We start from the raw sequence: 16204 nt of genomic DNA, 5'->3' as shown, positions 1-16204 counted from the left end.
TCATTGTTGAAACTCGTGAATAGTAAGCTTGCAACAAGAAAATAATAATCGAACGGTATTCATTGGATAAAAAGGAGAACTTCATGTACTTGCGTCATCTATGGCTTGCTCTGTGGCTGCTGCATCCACCTGTCGCTGCAGATCAACTCCTTGTTGAACATCAGGGTCGGCAATTAGCAGCTGTACATCGTTCCGATTATTCACTGCCAGGCGTGACCGTCGTGGATAATCACAAATTGAATAAGCTCATGGATTCGCTGGATCGCCAAGTGGCTGTTGCACCGCTCAATGCGTCATTGAATGAACATGGGGGCATTGTATCGGGACGAAACGGTGTAAAGCTGGACAGAAATATGTTCACAGAGCAGTTGTATCGTTACATGTACAGGAAAGGCACTGTGAAAATTGAGGTGCCTATGCAGCTAGCCTATCCGAAAGTGGACAGCGAACTTTTGTCTCATATCCGCGAGAAACAAATCGGTCAATATACGACCTATTACAATACGAATAACAAAAATCGATCCATTAACATAAAGCTTGCTGCAGAAGCGATCAACAATCACGTCATATTTCCAGGGGAGACCTTTTCCTTTAATGAGATCGTAGGTCAACGTACAGTAGAAAGAGGGTATGTAAGCGCCCCTATCATCGTGAAGGGAGAAATGTCAGAAGGGGTCGGCGGGGGGATCTGCCAAATCTCATCCACCCTGTTCAATGCAGTTGATCGAGCAGGACTGCAAATCGTGAAGCGTTATTCCCACAGCAGAAATGTCACCTATGTACCGCCTGGTCGTGATGCGACGGTCAGTTGGAATGGGCCTGACTTCACCTTTCATAATCATTACAATCAGCCTATATTGATTCGAGCCTTTGCCTACGGGGGGACAGTTCACATTGGTGTATTTTCATCAGAAGAAATTCGCTACAAGCAGCGGGATATTCCAGGCGCCTCGAAGGAACTGCCTGAAGAAGTGACCGATATCAATGTAGACAAGGATGGGTAGGAGTAAAGTAGAAAAATAAGAGCATTACTATAGTTCATGTGTAGTAATGCTCTTTTCAAGTTGTTAACAAATTAGGGAGTACAATCTTGATTTTTCAAAAACGGATTCATAATCATCTTCAATAGTTGCATGGACGAATACGGTATGATCCAAGATGAACAGCTTCATTCAAATCCTCTCCAAGATCGTTGGAGGGGTTTTTTATGTTTTACTTGATGAACGAATTCGCAGGGTAACACGTACTATAGCTGTTCAGATCCGATAGGGGAGGGGAACGAAATGGGGAGAGGTATAGCGGCTGTCCTTGCACTGTTTGCTAACATGTTGTTTTGAAATATTGATTTCCGCGAGAACAGCTAGAGAAGTTTACTCTGAATTATCCATACGGACTTGCGAAAGGCGAAATGGAAATCTTGGAGCTGAAAACGAGAGGGGGGAGTCTACTCAGGACTTTATGTTGTTGATATATGAATTCGATGTTAATATATGAGGGTATTTGGGTTTGTGGTACTATATTCCTATAAATATGAAGGCTGAGCACGATAGGAATGGGACCAAGTGACCTGTTTTATGTCTATGAACATTCGATATGATAATAGTAAGGATTCGTCGAAGCTTTGCTTTCGGCGTTTTTTTCAGAGTGGAACGAAACATATGTTCGATAATTTGAGGCTTATTGATGCAGCAGCTTTGAACGGCAGGGAGGGTAAGATGGACAAGAAGGCAAAGCAAATCGTAATGAAAACATTCTGGAGCAGCGCGGGATGGAAGGACACTCGCAGCATTTCCTTTGCCGGTGATGAGTTTGAGTATGCAAAGAGCAAAGGGCTAATGTTCGATCCAGTGACGAAAAGTCATGACAAATGTGTGATGCGGATAGTCGAGCTGCATCAAGTGGTTACCAAGGAGATGGCTGTTCGAGCTTTTCTGCACAGCTTGTCTACACGGAAAGTGTACATGCGAAGCGCGCTCTCCAGTTGGGCACTCACGCATGCTATGAGTGTCCATATGTTTACGAGCAATATCGGCAGGTGTACAAGCAGCACGTATGCCATGTATGGGGATTGCTATGAATGTGATAAGAATGGGGTTGCCACTCTTGAAGCCTATACGAATGAAGATATAAATGTGCTGAACTTCGAGCGGATAAAATGGGGAGGTGTTCGACTTAACCATATGCTTTATTGCATATTGGATATGGAGCAGCTCCTTGCCGAAGGGACAGTTGACGTTATGGAAGAGGATGTGTCCATTCTTGAACATATACTTACAGCGATAAGAAGCTGTCAGCCGAACGATGCCGCACGCCAGTTGGAAGCGAAGCTTAGCAGTGTACTGCCATCCAATAAGCAGGAACGCGATGTGTTAATGGAAATTTTGGCTTACGCCGGTGTGCTGCGAGCCGGTTCGGAGAACAGACCGGGCAGGGGCGGGAGAAACGACTTCTTCGCTGTCGTAAACTGGCGCGGCGAGGATGGATATTGCGAGCAAGCGGTTGAGGATTACTTTGGAAAGTGGTTACATGGATCGCATACATAAAGGATAGATGATATTGGACAGATAGGAGGAATCACCATGATCGAAATTACAGAGTCATATGTAGATTCGTTGGCTCCGAACGCCTCGGCTATCAAAAACGCGCAGGGGCTGGTCAAAAAACGTAGTTTCGTGCAGTTGAACAGTTCGGAAGATGGATCCCTTTTGTTCGGGGAATGTTCGGGCAGCGGGAAATCCAATTATCAATGCTCGGCAGACTTCATTCAGCCTGAAAAGCCGATACTTCGCTGCTCCTGCCCGAGCAGACAGCTTCCATGCAAGCATGCGCTGGGATTGCTGTATGCATATGTGGGGGGAGGAGCGTTCGCTGCTGCACCTGTGCCTGAGGATATCATCTCTAAAAGGGAAAAAGCGGAGAAACGGGAAGAGAAGAAGCAGCAGGCTGCGGAGGGCGCCGAATTGAAGCCGAAGAAGGTGAACAAGTCTGCATTGAAGAAGAAGCTTCAAGCGCAGCTTGATGGGCTTGAATCCCTGGAAAAGCTAGTGTTGTCAATTGTTCGAGGCGGAATAGGCACGGTAGATAAGAAAGCAATTAAGATGATTCAGGATCATGCCAAGCAACTGGGCAGTCAATATTTGCCCGGAGCGCAGCATGAATTGCGCAGATTAGCCTTATATTTATCCAATGATGGGGATATGGAAGATATTTATACTCATGCGATTGAGCAGTTGACCATCCTGCACGCCTTCATTAAAAAAGGTCGAAGTCATTTGACCGCCAGACTTGCCGATCCAGAACTAGCGCTGGATCATGAGTCGACTGTAGAAGAGTGGCTTGGCCATGCGTGGCAGCTTAGCGAATTGAAAGCATGCGGCATGATGAGCGAGGATGTGGAGCTCATTCAGCTCTCATTCCTTAGCTATGATGACCCGGCCAGACAAGAATACGTTGATCAGGGCTATTGGATAGAAAAAGCGTCGGGAGAGATTCATCGTACGATTCAATACCGCCCCTATAAAGCAGCGAAGCAGATGAGGGCCGACGACAGCTTCTTCGATGTTGCGCAGGTGAAGTCGCTTTATCGCTATCCAGGGGACATGAATCGCAGAGTACGCTGGGATGAAATGATCACGAGAGCGGTTGAGCCTAAGGATGTGGATCTCATATCTGGTCATGCACATCGTGTTTATACAGACGTATTGAAGAGCGTGAAGAATCAATTGAAAAATCCGCTGGGAGAGAAAAATCCGGTTGTGCTTCTGCACGTATCAGATATGAAACAGACGGATCAGGATGAATTTGTATTACAGGATGAGCGTGGTCAGCAGATCGTGCTGAGGGATATATGTGGTTTCCATCATTCTACGGTGTCCTTGCTGCCGCTACTGCCAACTGGATGGACACAAGATGCAGCGATGTTGGTTATGTTCGAACATCGGCTGGAAAGCGGACGACTGATTGCACAGCCGTTAACGATAATGAAGGATGCGGAAATGATCCGTCTCTTGTATTAAGGAGGATGGTTGATGAGTACAGCATTGTTGCAAGAGCTTCATCAAGAAGTGAAACGCCTATACATAGCAGGCAGCGAGTTGGCAGTCGGTGACTTCCGCTTGAAGCGGCTTCTGCCGCAGTTCCAGCAGCTTGGGGAGCGGGCGCCTGTATTCAAGCGGCTCGGTGAGGGGATTGCCGCATTAATCGAACCGCCTGCGGGGAAGGAACCATCCTCAGCCGAGATGCTGCAGGATATTGGCATGCTCCTTCATTCCGTCTTATACACACAGGGCAGCACAACTCCAACTGGTGAACTTACGGCCATAGATAGCCATCCGAGCAGTTTATCAACGAGATTGTCCTACCGCAAGTTGGCGGCAGTCCAAGAGGCGTTGACGACGACTGGTGGCGGACGCTTTGAAGTAATCGTTCAGGCGTTCGAAGATGGCATGTTTGCCGATATGCGTTTGCTGCACTACGCAATTGAGGCGCTTGGCGATCCATATACGGAAATTGCAGATATGGCCATGGAGAAAATTCTTCCATCCTATGGAGCGCAGATTGTTCCGCATCTGATGAAGACGTTCCGAGCTGATGGCGGCAAGCTGGAAGCAAGGAAGCTGCGCGTTATCGGCAAAGCCGGTGGAGACGAGGCTGCCGCATTCGTTTATCAAGCTGCACAAACTGGTTCGGATGAGGTTCGATCGACGGCAATTCGGCTTTTAGCGGGGTATGTTCAGTATGAAGAATCCGTACTTGAATGGACGAAGGAGAAGAAGAAGGCAATTCGGGAGGCGGCCTATCACGCACTGGCTGCAAATGGAACGGAACGAGCGGCGGAACGCTTGCATGAAGCTTTTTCAGGCAAAGATATCGAGATAGTTTCAGAAGCGGCGGCCGGATGTGATCATCCGCTGCTGAATGCCCGATTAGTACAGGATTTGGATCATAACCTGGATTTGGCGTTGGAGCAAGCGGACGATAAGAAAAAGCTAGAAAAGATTTGGGAGAGTATGAAGTTTGCAGTGCGATCATTGGAATTTAAGAAGTGCAATGAGCTTTTCGACGTATATGCCAAAGTCGTAAGCCGATTTCAAGATTTCGTGTCATTTCAATGGATGGAGCTGCTCCACGCAGCGGCTCGATATATGGAAGCACATCATTCGGCGGAAGCCCATGCTTACTTGAAGGAAATGGAGCAACATGATGTCCGATTCATGTCCTATACTGTCCGTTCCTCATTCAATCAGCTCACGAAAGAGGACATGTATGAGGACTACGTGGCATCGATGCGCAATAAGTGGAAGCTGCAGACGAACAGAGACGTGCAAAAAAGAAAGAAAGCACTGTTTAGTGCCATAGAAGAGATTGTGCTATCCAGAGAATATAAGGAATATCCATCATTGTGGAATCATTCAACGGAGCTTACCTCCATTTATATGACTGTTATGCAGCCGCTGCCAATCATTTGCGATACGTGGGATGAGCGTTGGCTGGATTGCTTCATTGAACAGAACGAACTTGCGCTCGTATGTGCTTTTGCACGACCGGGACATGAGGCATGCATCGAGTTTTTGCGAAGCAAGATGGAGAAAAACCCTGAATTCCGCAATCCGTTCGCAGGCTTGATATTATGTGGATTGAAACGAGCCGGCGTTGATCAAGAAGTTCTATGGGAGGCGCTTGTGGCCGCCATCGAAGATAAGCGCAATACGAGTTGCTATGTCTTTGATGGATATGTGCTTGAACAGCTCTATGAGCTGCCATCATCGTATCATGATCGTTTATCCGCTGTGCTGCCTAAGTTCAGGTATACGGCTGGCGAACAGCTTCGTTACATCGTCGAACAAATGGAAGCAAAACAAGCTGCGGTTGCGGCAGAATCGGTATAGTTATTCCTTACGAAACTGCAAGAAGCGCTGGAGCAGCCTTACGTCTCAAAACGATAGAATGTCAGGAACGAGCCTAGATTACGTCATGGGAGATGATGAAATGGCAGTGAGCCAACAACAAATGCAGGATATAATGCGATTGCCTGCAGAGCGCTTGTATGAAGAGGAAATTGCGGCACTGCGAAAGGCTGACAAAGGAAAGGTACCGACTGGATGGCAAATGTCGCCGCAAGCGGTACTCACGTTCATTACAGGGGGCAAGGCAGGCAAAACGTCGATTACACCTAAATACATCGGCAATAAACGTTTGGTGGAAATGGCGATTGCAACACTTGTGACCGACCGGGCGCTACTTCTGATCGGAGAGCCCGGCACGGCAAAATCATGGCTATCCGAGAATTTGACGGCAGCCATTTACGGTCATTCCGGACTTGTTGTACAGGGAACAGCGGGAACGAGCGAGGAGCATGTGCGCTACTCATGGAATTACGCCATGCTGCTTGCAAACGGTCCGACGCCGGAGGCTCTTGTGCAAAGCCCGATTATGCGGGCAATGGAAGCGGGCGGGATCGCTCGGTTCGAAGAAATCTCCCGCTGTGCTTCAGAAGTGCAGGATGCATTGATCTCGATCTTATCGGAAAAGACGATTTCTGTGCCTGAACTCGGCAAGGAAGTAAATGCGCGCAAGGGTTTTTCTATCATTGCGACGGCTAATACAAGAGATCGCGGGGTCAACGAGATGTCAGCGGCTTTGAAGCGCCGCTTCAATATTATCGTTCTGCCTACGCCATCGGATATGAACACCGAGGTAGAGATTGTGAAGAAGCGTGTTCAGGAAATCGCCTCGTCATACGATTTGCAGTCAGCTGCGCCTTCCGACGAAGCCTTGCATAAGGTCGTTACGATATTCCGTGAGCTGCGGAGCGGCATGACGATCGACAGGAAGGAGAAGGTAAAGTCTCCAGCGGGCGTTATTTCAACGGCGGAAGCGATCTCTCTGCTCACGAACAGTATGGCTCTAGCAGCCAGCTTCGGTAGCGGAGAACTAAGCGACGAAGACTTAGCGGCAGGGCTCCAAGGGGCCATTGTAAAGGATGATGTCAAAGACAAAATCGTCTGGAAGGAATACCTCGACAATGTCATGAAGAAGCGCGGGGCGGAATGGCGCGGACTGTACACGGCTTGCAAGGAGCTGAACGAGTGATGAGCCTGACAGCGGCTTCTGCCGTGAACATTTTCGGAGTACGGCATTTATCGCCGGGTGGCGCGAAGCATATGCTGGATGAGCTTGACCGTATTCAGCCGACGGTGGTGCTTATCGAGGGACCCTCAGACGCGACAGCATCCATCTGTCATCTCACGAACGAGGTAACAAAACCGCCTATTGCCATACTTGCGTTTACCGATGATCTGCCTGTACGAACGGTCATGTGGCCGTTTGCTTCCTATTCGCCAGAGCTTCAGGCAATGAAATGGGCTGATCAACATGGCGCGGCTGCAGCATTTATAGACCTTCCATCCTCCGTCACGCTTGCCTTGCACGATAAGCGGCATCACACAGAATCGTGCTCTGAAGGAAGCGAAGTCAGCGAAGGCAGCAAGCCCGAGTCATTGGAACAAGAGATGGGAAAAGGCAGCGAGCGTTCCATTTACAATCGAATTGCTCAACTAGCAGGCGAGCCTGATTATGATACCTATTGGGAACGGAACTATGAGCACAACATGAATCCAGGTGCCTATCGCGAAGCCATACTGGCCTTTTCCGAACAGATGCGGCTGCTAACCGAGGAGACGGAGCGACTTCACGATCGTACTGAATACGCTTATAACGCAATCAGAGAAGCATATATGCGTCGAAAGATCGTTGAGGCGCTTAACGCCGGGCATGCGCCTGACAAAATTGTTGTCATATGCGGCGCGTATCATGCTTCCGCACTCGCTGATCTTACGGTGGCGATGACGGATGAAGAATTCGAGCTGCTGCCAAAGCGCAGCTCGAAGCTTACGCTGATGCCCTATTCCTATTTCCGCTTGTCCTCGCGTTCTGGCTACGGTGCGGGCAACAATGCGCCGGGTTACTATCAAATGATGTGGGAACACATGCTGGACGGCACATTGGATGATTTGAGCATGCATTACTTATCCGCTGTCGCCCGCTCACTTCGAGAGTCAGGGACTCACCGCTCTACGGCCGAGGTAATCGAGGCTGTACGAATGGCTGAATCGCTCGCGGCCCTCCATGGCGGAAGCGCGCCAACCTTGCTGGATTTGCGAGATGCGGCGCTTACGCTGCTTGGCCGCGGCGACCTGTCTGTTATCGCCGAAGCATTGGTCCGGATCGATGTCGGCACTGCGATCGGTATGCTTGCAGATGGTGTTAGTCAGACGCCGATTCAAGATGATCTGAATCGATGGATGCGGAAGCTGAGGCTGGAAAAGTACAAGACGACAGTGGCGACTGATTTGGCGCTAGATCTGCGGGAGAATCGCCGGGTTTCTTCTGAGGACGCAGCATTTCTCGATTTGAATCGCTCCTTCCTATTTCACCGGTTGACACTGCTGGGCATATCGCTGGCTAAGCAGAAGCCAAGCGGGCAGGAGCAAGCGGCGTGGGCGGAGCATTGGGTGCTGCAATGGACACCTGAGGTAGAGATTGAAGTGGTTGAATCGACACTTCTTGGCGAGACCGTTCAAGTAGCTGCCGCTTATGTCCTGCAACAAAGGCTAGATAGCTGCACAACGATAGACGAAGCATCTAAGCTGATACGCGTGGCTTGCGAATGCGGAATGCTGACGCAGATGGAAGCAGCGCGGCAAGCGCTTCAGCGGCTTGCGGTGGACAGCCGTGACGTCGTACAAATTGCAGCGGCAGCCAGAGATCTGTCTACGATTATTCGGTATGGGGACATTAGACGAATGGACATGACTCCGTTAATACCGCTCTTGGAGCAGTTGTTCGTCCGTGCTTGTCTTTTCTTGCTGGATGCGAGCGGCTGCAATGATGAAGCTGCAAATGCGATGATCTCGGCGATGAACGAGCTGAACCGTGTTGCCATAGATCATAGCGAACAGGTAGATGAATCGTTATGGCTGCAAGAATTGCTTCGCTTGGCTGAGCGGGATGATCGGAATCCACGTTTGTCCGGCTTCGCATGCGCCATATTGATGGAGCGCAACGTGATATCTCCGCAGCAATGCGCGGAAGAGGTGTCTCGTCGTTTATCCCCGGGCATACCGGCCGATCTAGGCGCAGGATGGTTCGAAGGATTGTCCATGCGCAATCGATATGCACTGCTGTCCCGTATGACACTATGGGAGCAGTTGAATGAATATATTCTATCTCTCGACGATAACGAATTCGTGAGAGCGCTTGTCTTCCTTCGACGGGCATTCAGCACATTCGCTCCGCGGGAGAAGACAATGATCGCCGAGCTGCTGGGTGAGCTGTGGGGCGTGCAAGCTGAGCAGGCGGAGGAATTGTTGATGGGTGAGCTAAAGGAGGAAGAAGCGAGCATGATTGACGAATTGAACGATTTTGATTTTGGGGACATTTGATATGAACAAATTCGCTGAATCACAAGCACTGACGCGTTGGCGTCTTATACTTGGCCAGCCAGTCGAAGGGCAGCTTTCTAGCTATTCCATGAACGGCAGTACTCCCCTGACCGAAGAGGAGCTTATCATGGATCAAGCGTTGGCGGCTATTTATGATGAGACGAGTGATGCATCGGGCGGAAACGGATCAACAGCGGGGGGCAAGGGGGCTGGACTCGGGAAATCAGCACCGCGCTTATCGAAATGGCTTGGAGATGTTCGATCCTTTTTCCCTGATGATGTTGTGTCGATCATCCAGCATGATGCGATGGAGCGAAAAGGTTGGAAGCAGCTTCTGTTCGAGCCAGAGGTTTTGGCACAGGTGAAGCCCGACATACAGCTAGTAGGCACACTGCTGTCCTTGAAGGGGAAAATCCCAGAGAAGACGAAGGATACCGCAAGGATGCTTGTGCAGGCAGTTGTGGATGAACTCGTAAAGCTGCTTGAAAATGACTTGCGTCGAGCGGTTACCGGGGCGCTGAACCGTAGACAGCACACTCCGCTCCCATCCGTAAGCGGCATCGATTGGAAGAGAACGATTGCTCGCAATTTGAAGCACTATAACATCGAACGAAAGCAAATCATCCCGGAACGATTCTATTTCTTCGACCGTGCGCAGCGCAGCAAAGAATGGACGGTTATCGTTGATATTGATCAAAGCGGATCGATGGCGGATTCTGTAATATGGGCTTCCGTTATTGGTTCCATTTTCGCTTCCATTCCGGCGTTAGATACGCGGGTCGTCGTGTTCGATACAGAAGTTGTGGACCTGACAGAGCAATGCGCCAATGACCCGGTAGATATGCTGTTCGGGATTCAGTTGGGCGGAGGAACGGATATTAACAAATCAGTTGCGTATTGCGAACAATATATTACGGAACCAAAGAAGACATTGTTCATTATCGTCTCCGACCTGTATGAAGGCGGCAATCGGGGGGCTCTCATCCGCCGCATGCGAGAGCTTAGAGAGGCAGGGGTAAGGACGATGTGCCTGCTCGCGCTCTCCGACCAAGGTCAGCCCTTCTATGATGAGAATCTTGCGCGAGTGTTGGCGCGGGATGGCACCCCTTGCTTCGCCTGTACGCCAAGTCTGCTACCGGAGCTGGTGGAAGGTGCGTTGAAGGGGCATGACTTGGCTGAGCTGGCCAAGCGGGTGGGGACAAAGTGATACATCGCACATATATATTTGCTAAAAGTGAAAAGGACGGCATTTGCCGTCCTTTTTTGATGCCTATGGTGAAGGTGAAATGGTATTATCTTGACATCTGAAAATTTGACGAAAATGATGATCCATATGATCCATGTAGTCTTGAATTAGCTACTCGAGGGTATCAACCTATCCGTCAGGAAGCTTGCAGTGAGGGTTAAGATAGATTCATAAAGGTGCCACCACTTGCATTCCATACGGGGGAGTCGAATATCGTCTTCAAGAAGAGCTTGGATTTGATGGGGGAATCATTAAAAACAGCTTTCAGTCTGAAAATTGAATTTTATATTAAAACATACTCTTCCTTATGTAACCTAACAAACTGCCTGCTGCCCACTATCATCAGAAAAAGTCAACACCCCATATGAGCCGCAAGGATTCACTTCATTGCAGTGTCCTTACGGCTCAATGACATTGGTGAATGCATGGTAGTGCACGATGGGATAGGCAGCAACGATGAAAGTTGATATCAAGTAATTCCAACGGTTTACTTGGGTTAATCGTATGATGAATAATTGATCTAGCTACAGATAGATCAATTTATTAAGCGATTAAAATCATACATACTACATTCCGTGCGATTGTCAATGCACATATATGCTACCTGAAATAAATGCGCTATAAGTTTGCATTTGTAAAAAAGCACGAATTTGAGAAGTGTTATGCAGATCTCCGTTTGAGCATGTTGATGAGCAGTGCGTAAATCACGAGGTTATACTGAGGGTGAAGTGGAGCTTTGAGGTGATTGGCGTCTAGACAGCTTTAATCTGTGGAGCAAGTAATAATCTACACCGAAGCGGCCTGCATTTGTATAAGCGACAAGTATGAACATCGTAAGAATAATCATGATAGGATTGCTGCTGATGGATCCGCTCAAAAGAAACGCTAAATTCATGACGATAGCGAAGAAAGCAGCGGTACGAGTAAGAGCGCCCAGAATGAGTCCGGTGCCGACGAGCAGTTCACCCCATTGAACCATAAAGCTGAACACTTGCGAATGCGGGATGGCGACATGTTGGAGGAAGGAAGCCCACCAATCTTGTACGATCGGCCGATCGCCGCTTGCTTTTTCCACGGCACCCTTTAAAAATCCACTTGCGTCAAAGCCACCTCCAAACAGCTTTTTCAGGCCTGCGGATACCCATACATAGCCTACATAGAGCCGTACAGCAAGGAGCAATGCAGCTGCCCACACGTTTTTCCTTAAAAAATCAATCATTAATCAATCCTCCTTTGGTTTTAGAGCATTCCCATATATAGGATGCATAAACACTTTATAGTGATCGGATCTATTTTGCAAGACCCTTTCGAGCTATTTATTGCATAAAAGATTGCATTTTTTGCATGATTATAACGAATATCATATCTTTATGAACAAATAAAAGAGCTCATGCCGAAAAAATGACATGCCGATGATCCGAAGCCGAGTGCGCTTGATGTGTTCACATCTGTGCCCTTATATTTTCCAACACAGACTCGGGCATCATCTTCGAATCCTAAAATTTTAATCTGATAGGATTAGTATGAATAATAGAGCAGAAGAGGAGAAATGTCAATATATTACTATGTAAACTTCAGAATGTAAGAATCTATTTCATTTGGACCCTCCTAGTTTAGGGACATTGCATTAAAAACGGCAGAACAGTATGCCATTTAGGCTCAAATCATTGATTGATCAGGTATATACTGGTACAATTGGTTAATGTACAATTTAATCCAATTCTGATTACATACTGAAATGAGGGATTTTTTTGTTATACATGAGAATCGACTTAGATCAACTCCATGCAAAGTCTATATTATGGACATGAACGGTTGCTAGCCTGGAGTGTAATACCCGAACCGTTCACTTTCATTTTGACTTTCATGGTGAAAATACGTTTATAATGTAGGCTTTGCTTCCTTAGAAAAGTTCAAGATTTTTTAAGGAGCGGAGTAATCATGAAATATGTGAAGGCGAATGAATGTTTACCCGAGCATTTATTGCAGGAAATTCAGAAATATGTATGCGGAGAGTTTATATACATTCCTGCACCAGTGGGTTCTCGTAAAAGATGGGGCGAAAACTCTGGAATTCGAAGAGAGCTTCAACTGAGGAATGAGAAGATTCGAAAATGTTTCCGTGAAGGTGCATCGATTGATCAGCTATCGGAACTATATTGCTTATCCATAGATAGCATCAAGAAAATCGTATACAAAAAGAATGATACTAGACCCGAGACCCGCTTTGCTTCATATGCAAAGCGGGTCTTTTTGCGCAAAATAGGTGCGGATACTGTAAGTGGTTCCGTTCCAGTCATTGCAGGTTACTGTAGCTGCTGAGTCAATAGAGGTATCTCCAGAGATAAAAAGTTGCGTAAGCCTCCCAGCCGCTCCAATTGACAGACATTGCTCGCAGTTCACTCTTAGTTGGCTTTCTGTCTGATGCGAGAACATGGCGAACGGCATTATGAAGCCCGACATCATCAATTGGGAATGCTGATGGCATTCGCAAACAGCGCATTAAGACATAATTGGCCGTCCATGGCCCGATTCCCCTGATTTGGGTTAACATCTCCTCTGCCTGCTTACAGCCGCCAGCACCAAGCAGCATTTCCTTAGTCAACTGCTTATTCGCAATTAATTGTGCAGTTTGGATAAGATACTCGCATTTCCGTTCTGTCATGCGCAATTGCTGCAAATCTTGAATCGACAAGGCTGCAATATCTTCCGCGGTTGGATAGATCCAGTAGGAACGGTCTTCACAAATAAGTTGCTTTCCAAATTGTTCTACAAGCCTTCTCTTTAACGTATACGCGTAAGTAAGATTAATTTGCTGTCCTATAATTCCCCAACTGAGAGCTTCAAAAAGATCGGGAATACCCATTATCCGCAAGCCGGAGAATGCATGAACGGCATCATGCAGCAGTGGATCTCGATGCGCAAGCTCATAAAATGGCGACATATCAGTATCTAAGTCGAACCAATCACGGATGTAATGTTGAACAGCTTTATGCTCAGATGAATCAAGAGGAACCTCATTTCCGATATAGGCCATACGCAATGACTGATCCTGATTGGCGCTGATTTCGATTATGGGAGTTCGATTTCCGAGTGGGATGGCTTTGTATACCTTCTGATTGTGAATCTCATATAAGCATTCATTGGATGCACGAGATAGATAATTCAAGTTCTCGGTGAAGCTGAACTCGCGGGGCACATCTAGCTTGATTGGATCGTAGGCATACTCATTCGTCATTCTTTTCCTCCCAATTCAATTGAAAATATCTTCTAATCTAGTTGTATCATAACTGGTTCGCTCTATGATTTCGATATGTTGCGTTTCTATTCCTGTTCACGTACATGGAGAGCTCTTACCGGTTATACTGGAAGTGGAGGTGAGTATTAGTGGGCAAAGTAGGAGATCAACAAGATATACGCACGGACTTTTCAGGTGATGAGAAAAAGCGGGATTCTGCTGATGGAATCATGTCAGAGGAACAATGGAATGCCATCCTTTATAATGATCCCACCTATGATCATCGATTTATTTATGCAGTGAAAACAACAGGAATCTTCTGCAGGCCTTCATGCAAGTCCAGGCCTCCGATTAGGGAAAATGTATGCACATTTTCAAATGCCGCACAAGCGCTCCTGGCCGGATTCCGTCCCTGTAAGCGATGTAAGCCAACGGGAGATCGAATGCCCGATCAGGAATGGGTTGCGCAAATCATACAATGTATCCAAAACCATTATGCAGATACGTTGACGCTTCACTCGCTAGCAGAATTATGTCATGGAAGCCCGTATCATTTGCAGCGCACATTTAAGCGAATTATGGGGGTTTCTCCAATGGAATATATCCAGCATGAACGTATAAATCGTGCTTCGGAGCTGCTGAGAAATTCGACGTTCACGATTAACGACATCGCACATACCGTCGGATTTCCAAGTACGCCCTACTTTATTACCTTGTTCAAAAAGATAACTGGCCATACGCCGGCAGTCTTCCGCAAAAGACATCAAATGCTTGATGCAGGAGCGGGAAAATGAAGGAGAGAACTAAAATGGTAAAGAAGCAGCAATATATATATTGGTCCATGTTGAATCGAGGGAATTGGCAGCTATACGTGGCAGCATCGAAACAGGGAGTGTGTTATATTGGAGGACAACACGAATCCTTTGACCATTTGAGCGAGTGGGTGGCTATTCGATACCCACAAGCAATGCTCGTACGGTCTGACGAACGCTTGCACCCGCATATTGAAGAATTGGCGGAATATTTGCAAGGAGATCGCAAGGGATTCACGATGCCGTTGGATATTCAAGGGACGCCATTTCAACGTGCAGTATGGAGAATCTTATGCGAGATTCCGTATGGGGAGACGAGAACCTATTCCGAGATCGCTGCTTATTTGCAGAAGCCTATGGCAGCTCGTGCGGTAGGTACTGCGATTGGCGCAAATCCCATTCTAATTACGGTACCCTGCCATCGTGTCATCGGCAAGAATGGGCACATGACTGGATACAGAGGCGGGCTTGATATGAAAAAACGATTGCTGAAGGTAGAGCACTTATCTTCTGATTAAACATATAGAATTGCAGATGAATTTCTTTACTCAGGAAGGAGTGAAGCGAATGGAATTTCAGTACACATCTCCAAAGTCCATGCTTAATAAGGGCACTGGTTTTTTGGCTGATTACACCCATACCTTGAATCCATATACAGGCTGCTCCTTCGCTTGTTCCTATTGTTATGTACGGCAGATGCCCGTAGCTAAGTTCCGCAAGACGGAATGGGGCAGCTGGGTTGATATTAAGCAGCAAGCAGCAGAGGTGCTGCGCAAGGAGCTGCGGCGAGCGAAAGCAAAAGGAAGGGTCACGATATTTATGTCATCCAGCACAGACCCGTATCAGCCAGTGGAATACAAGGAACGGGTGACACGCTCGCTGCTAGAGGCCATAGTAGAGGAACAGCCTGATTTTTTGCTTGTGCAAACACGCAGCCCTCTCGTTCAGCGAGATATAGATTTGCTGCAGCAAATGCAAAATTCCGTACGAGTCAGTATGACGATTGAGACGGACAGGGAAGACATACGAAAGTACTTTACACCCGGCGCACCTCCAATAGCTGCAAGGTTGAAAGCGCTGGAGCGATTGCAAACAGCCGGAATACCGACACAGGCGACAATTGCGCCAGTTTTGCCGAGCAGTACTGCTTTTCCGCAGAAGTTGATCAATATAACAGAGCGAATCTGTATTGACGATTACTTCATGGGGGATGGAAGCGGAGGAGCAAGAACTCGACAGTTAGGTATAAGCAAGCTGTATGGGGAGCTTGGTTTGCAGGAGTGGTATCAGCCCGATGCATTCCGAATTGTGCTAGAGCGATTTCGCAGCGTATTTCCGTCGAATTGCATTTATGTGAGTCAGAAGGGGTTTGCGCCATTCTAGAAAGGCATCGTAGAGACAGTTATCGTCATCGATAGCTGTCTATTTTTTTGCCTCTATACAAATGGATGGAAATACGGTATTG

General features: G+C 47.5%; 13 protein-coding genes. 11 read left to right on the top strand and 2 right to left on the bottom strand.

The window, feature by feature from the left end; translation table 11 throughout:
- Positions 1–83 precede the first annotated feature (83 nt).
- The 7 genes from PAV_RS20210 to PAV_RS20180 all read left to right on the top strand — a co-directional run bounded on the left by PAV_RS20210 (position 84) and on the right by PAV_RS20180 (position 10650).
- On the top strand, positions 84–1004 hold the full coding sequence (locus PAV_RS20210; RefSeq protein ID WP_005549408.1) for a VanW family protein: 921 nt from the start codon (positions 84–86) through the stop codon (positions 1002–1004).
- A 711-nt stretch (positions 1005–1715) separates the two neighbouring features.
- The gene (locus PAV_RS20205; RefSeq protein ID WP_005549407.1) at positions 1716–2543 is read left to right on the top strand and encodes a hypothetical protein; all 828 of its coding nucleotides are present in this window, start codon (positions 1716–1718) and stop codon (positions 2541–2543) included.
- A 36-nt stretch (positions 2544–2579) separates the two neighbouring features.
- Entirely contained in the window at positions 2580–4016 is a 1437-nt protein-coding gene (locus PAV_RS20200; protein ID WP_005549406.1) for an SWIM zinc finger family protein, read from the top strand.
- Positions 4017–4028: 12 nt separating this feature from the next.
- Positions 4029–5888: a HEAT repeat domain-containing protein gene (locus tag PAV_RS20195; RefSeq protein WP_005549405.1), complete on the top strand. Its 1860-nt coding sequence runs from the start codon at positions 4029–4031 to the stop codon at positions 5886–5888.
- A 100-nt stretch (positions 5889–5988) separates the two neighbouring features.
- Complete coding sequence (locus tag PAV_RS20190; protein ID WP_005549404.1) at positions 5989–7092, top strand: AAA family ATPase; 1104 nt, start codon at positions 5989–5991, stop codon at positions 7090–7092.
- Positions 7092–9443 (top strand): DUF5682 family protein, encoded by a 2352-nt coding sequence (locus PAV_RS20185; protein WP_005549402.1) that lies wholly within the window; start codon positions 7092–7094, stop codon positions 9441–9443. The genes PAV_RS20190 and PAV_RS20185 overlap by 1 nt, the downstream gene beginning before the upstream one ends.
- Before the next feature lies 1 nt (position 9444).
- Positions 9445–10650: a VWA domain-containing protein gene (locus PAV_RS20180; RefSeq protein ID WP_005549400.1), complete on the top strand. Its 1206-nt coding sequence runs from the start codon at positions 9445–9447 to the stop codon at positions 10648–10650.
- A gap of 751 nt (positions 10651–11401) precedes the next feature.
- On the opposite strand, the gene PAV_RS20175 is transcribed toward PAV_RS20180, so the two are convergent.
- Positions 11402–11908 carry a DoxX family membrane protein gene (locus PAV_RS20175; RefSeq protein ID WP_005549398.1) on the bottom strand — a complete coding sequence of 169 codons (507 nt, stop codon included), beginning with the start codon at positions 11906–11908 and terminating at the stop codon, positions 11402–11404.
- 722 nt (positions 11909–12630) lie between these two features.
- Between PAV_RS20175 and PAV_RS20170 the strand changes: the two genes are divergently transcribed.
- Positions 12631–13011 carry a CD3324 family protein gene (locus tag PAV_RS20170; RefSeq protein WP_005549396.1) on the top strand — a complete coding sequence of 127 codons (381 nt, stop codon included), beginning with the start codon at positions 12631–12633 and terminating at the stop codon, positions 13009–13011.
- A gap of 1 nt (position 13012) precedes the next feature.
- Here PAV_RS20170 and PAV_RS20165 read toward each other — a convergent pair whose 3' ends face one another.
- The gene (locus PAV_RS20165; protein WP_005549394.1) at positions 13013–13927 is read right to left on the bottom strand and encodes a DNA-3-methyladenine glycosylase family protein; all 915 of its coding nucleotides are present in this window, start codon (positions 13925–13927) and stop codon (positions 13013–13015) included.
- 149 nt (positions 13928–14076) lie between these two features.
- On the opposite strand from PAV_RS20165, the gene PAV_RS20160 reads away from it, so the two are divergent.
- The 3 genes from PAV_RS20160 to PAV_RS20150 are packed head-to-tail and all read left to right on the top strand — an operon-like array spanning position 14077 to position 16122.
- The gene (locus PAV_RS20160) at positions 14077–14721 is read left to right on the top strand and encodes a bifunctional transcriptional activator/DNA repair enzyme AdaA (protein ID WP_005549392.1); all 645 of its coding nucleotides are present in this window, start codon (positions 14077–14079) and stop codon (positions 14719–14721) included.
- A complete protein-coding gene (locus PAV_RS20155; protein WP_005549390.1) occupies positions 14718–15257 on the top strand; it encodes a methylated-DNA--[protein]-cysteine S-methyltransferase in 540 nt (179 codons plus the stop codon). Before PAV_RS20160 ends, PAV_RS20155 begins: the two co-directional genes overlap by 4 nt.
- A gap of 49 nt (positions 15258–15306) precedes the next feature.
- Positions 15307–16122: an SPL family radical SAM protein gene (locus tag PAV_RS20150; protein WP_005549389.1), complete on the top strand. Its 816-nt coding sequence runs from the start codon at positions 15307–15309 to the stop codon at positions 16120–16122.
- Positions 16123–16204 lie beyond the last annotated feature (82 nt).

This window comes from Paenibacillus alvei DSM 29, from assembly GCF_000293805.1.
Lineage (GTDB): Bacteria > Bacillota > Bacilli > Paenibacillales > Paenibacillaceae > Paenibacillus_B > Paenibacillus_B alvei.
Note: the sequence above shows the minus strand (reverse complement) of the source record. Positions and strands in the feature narration are given on the sequence as shown.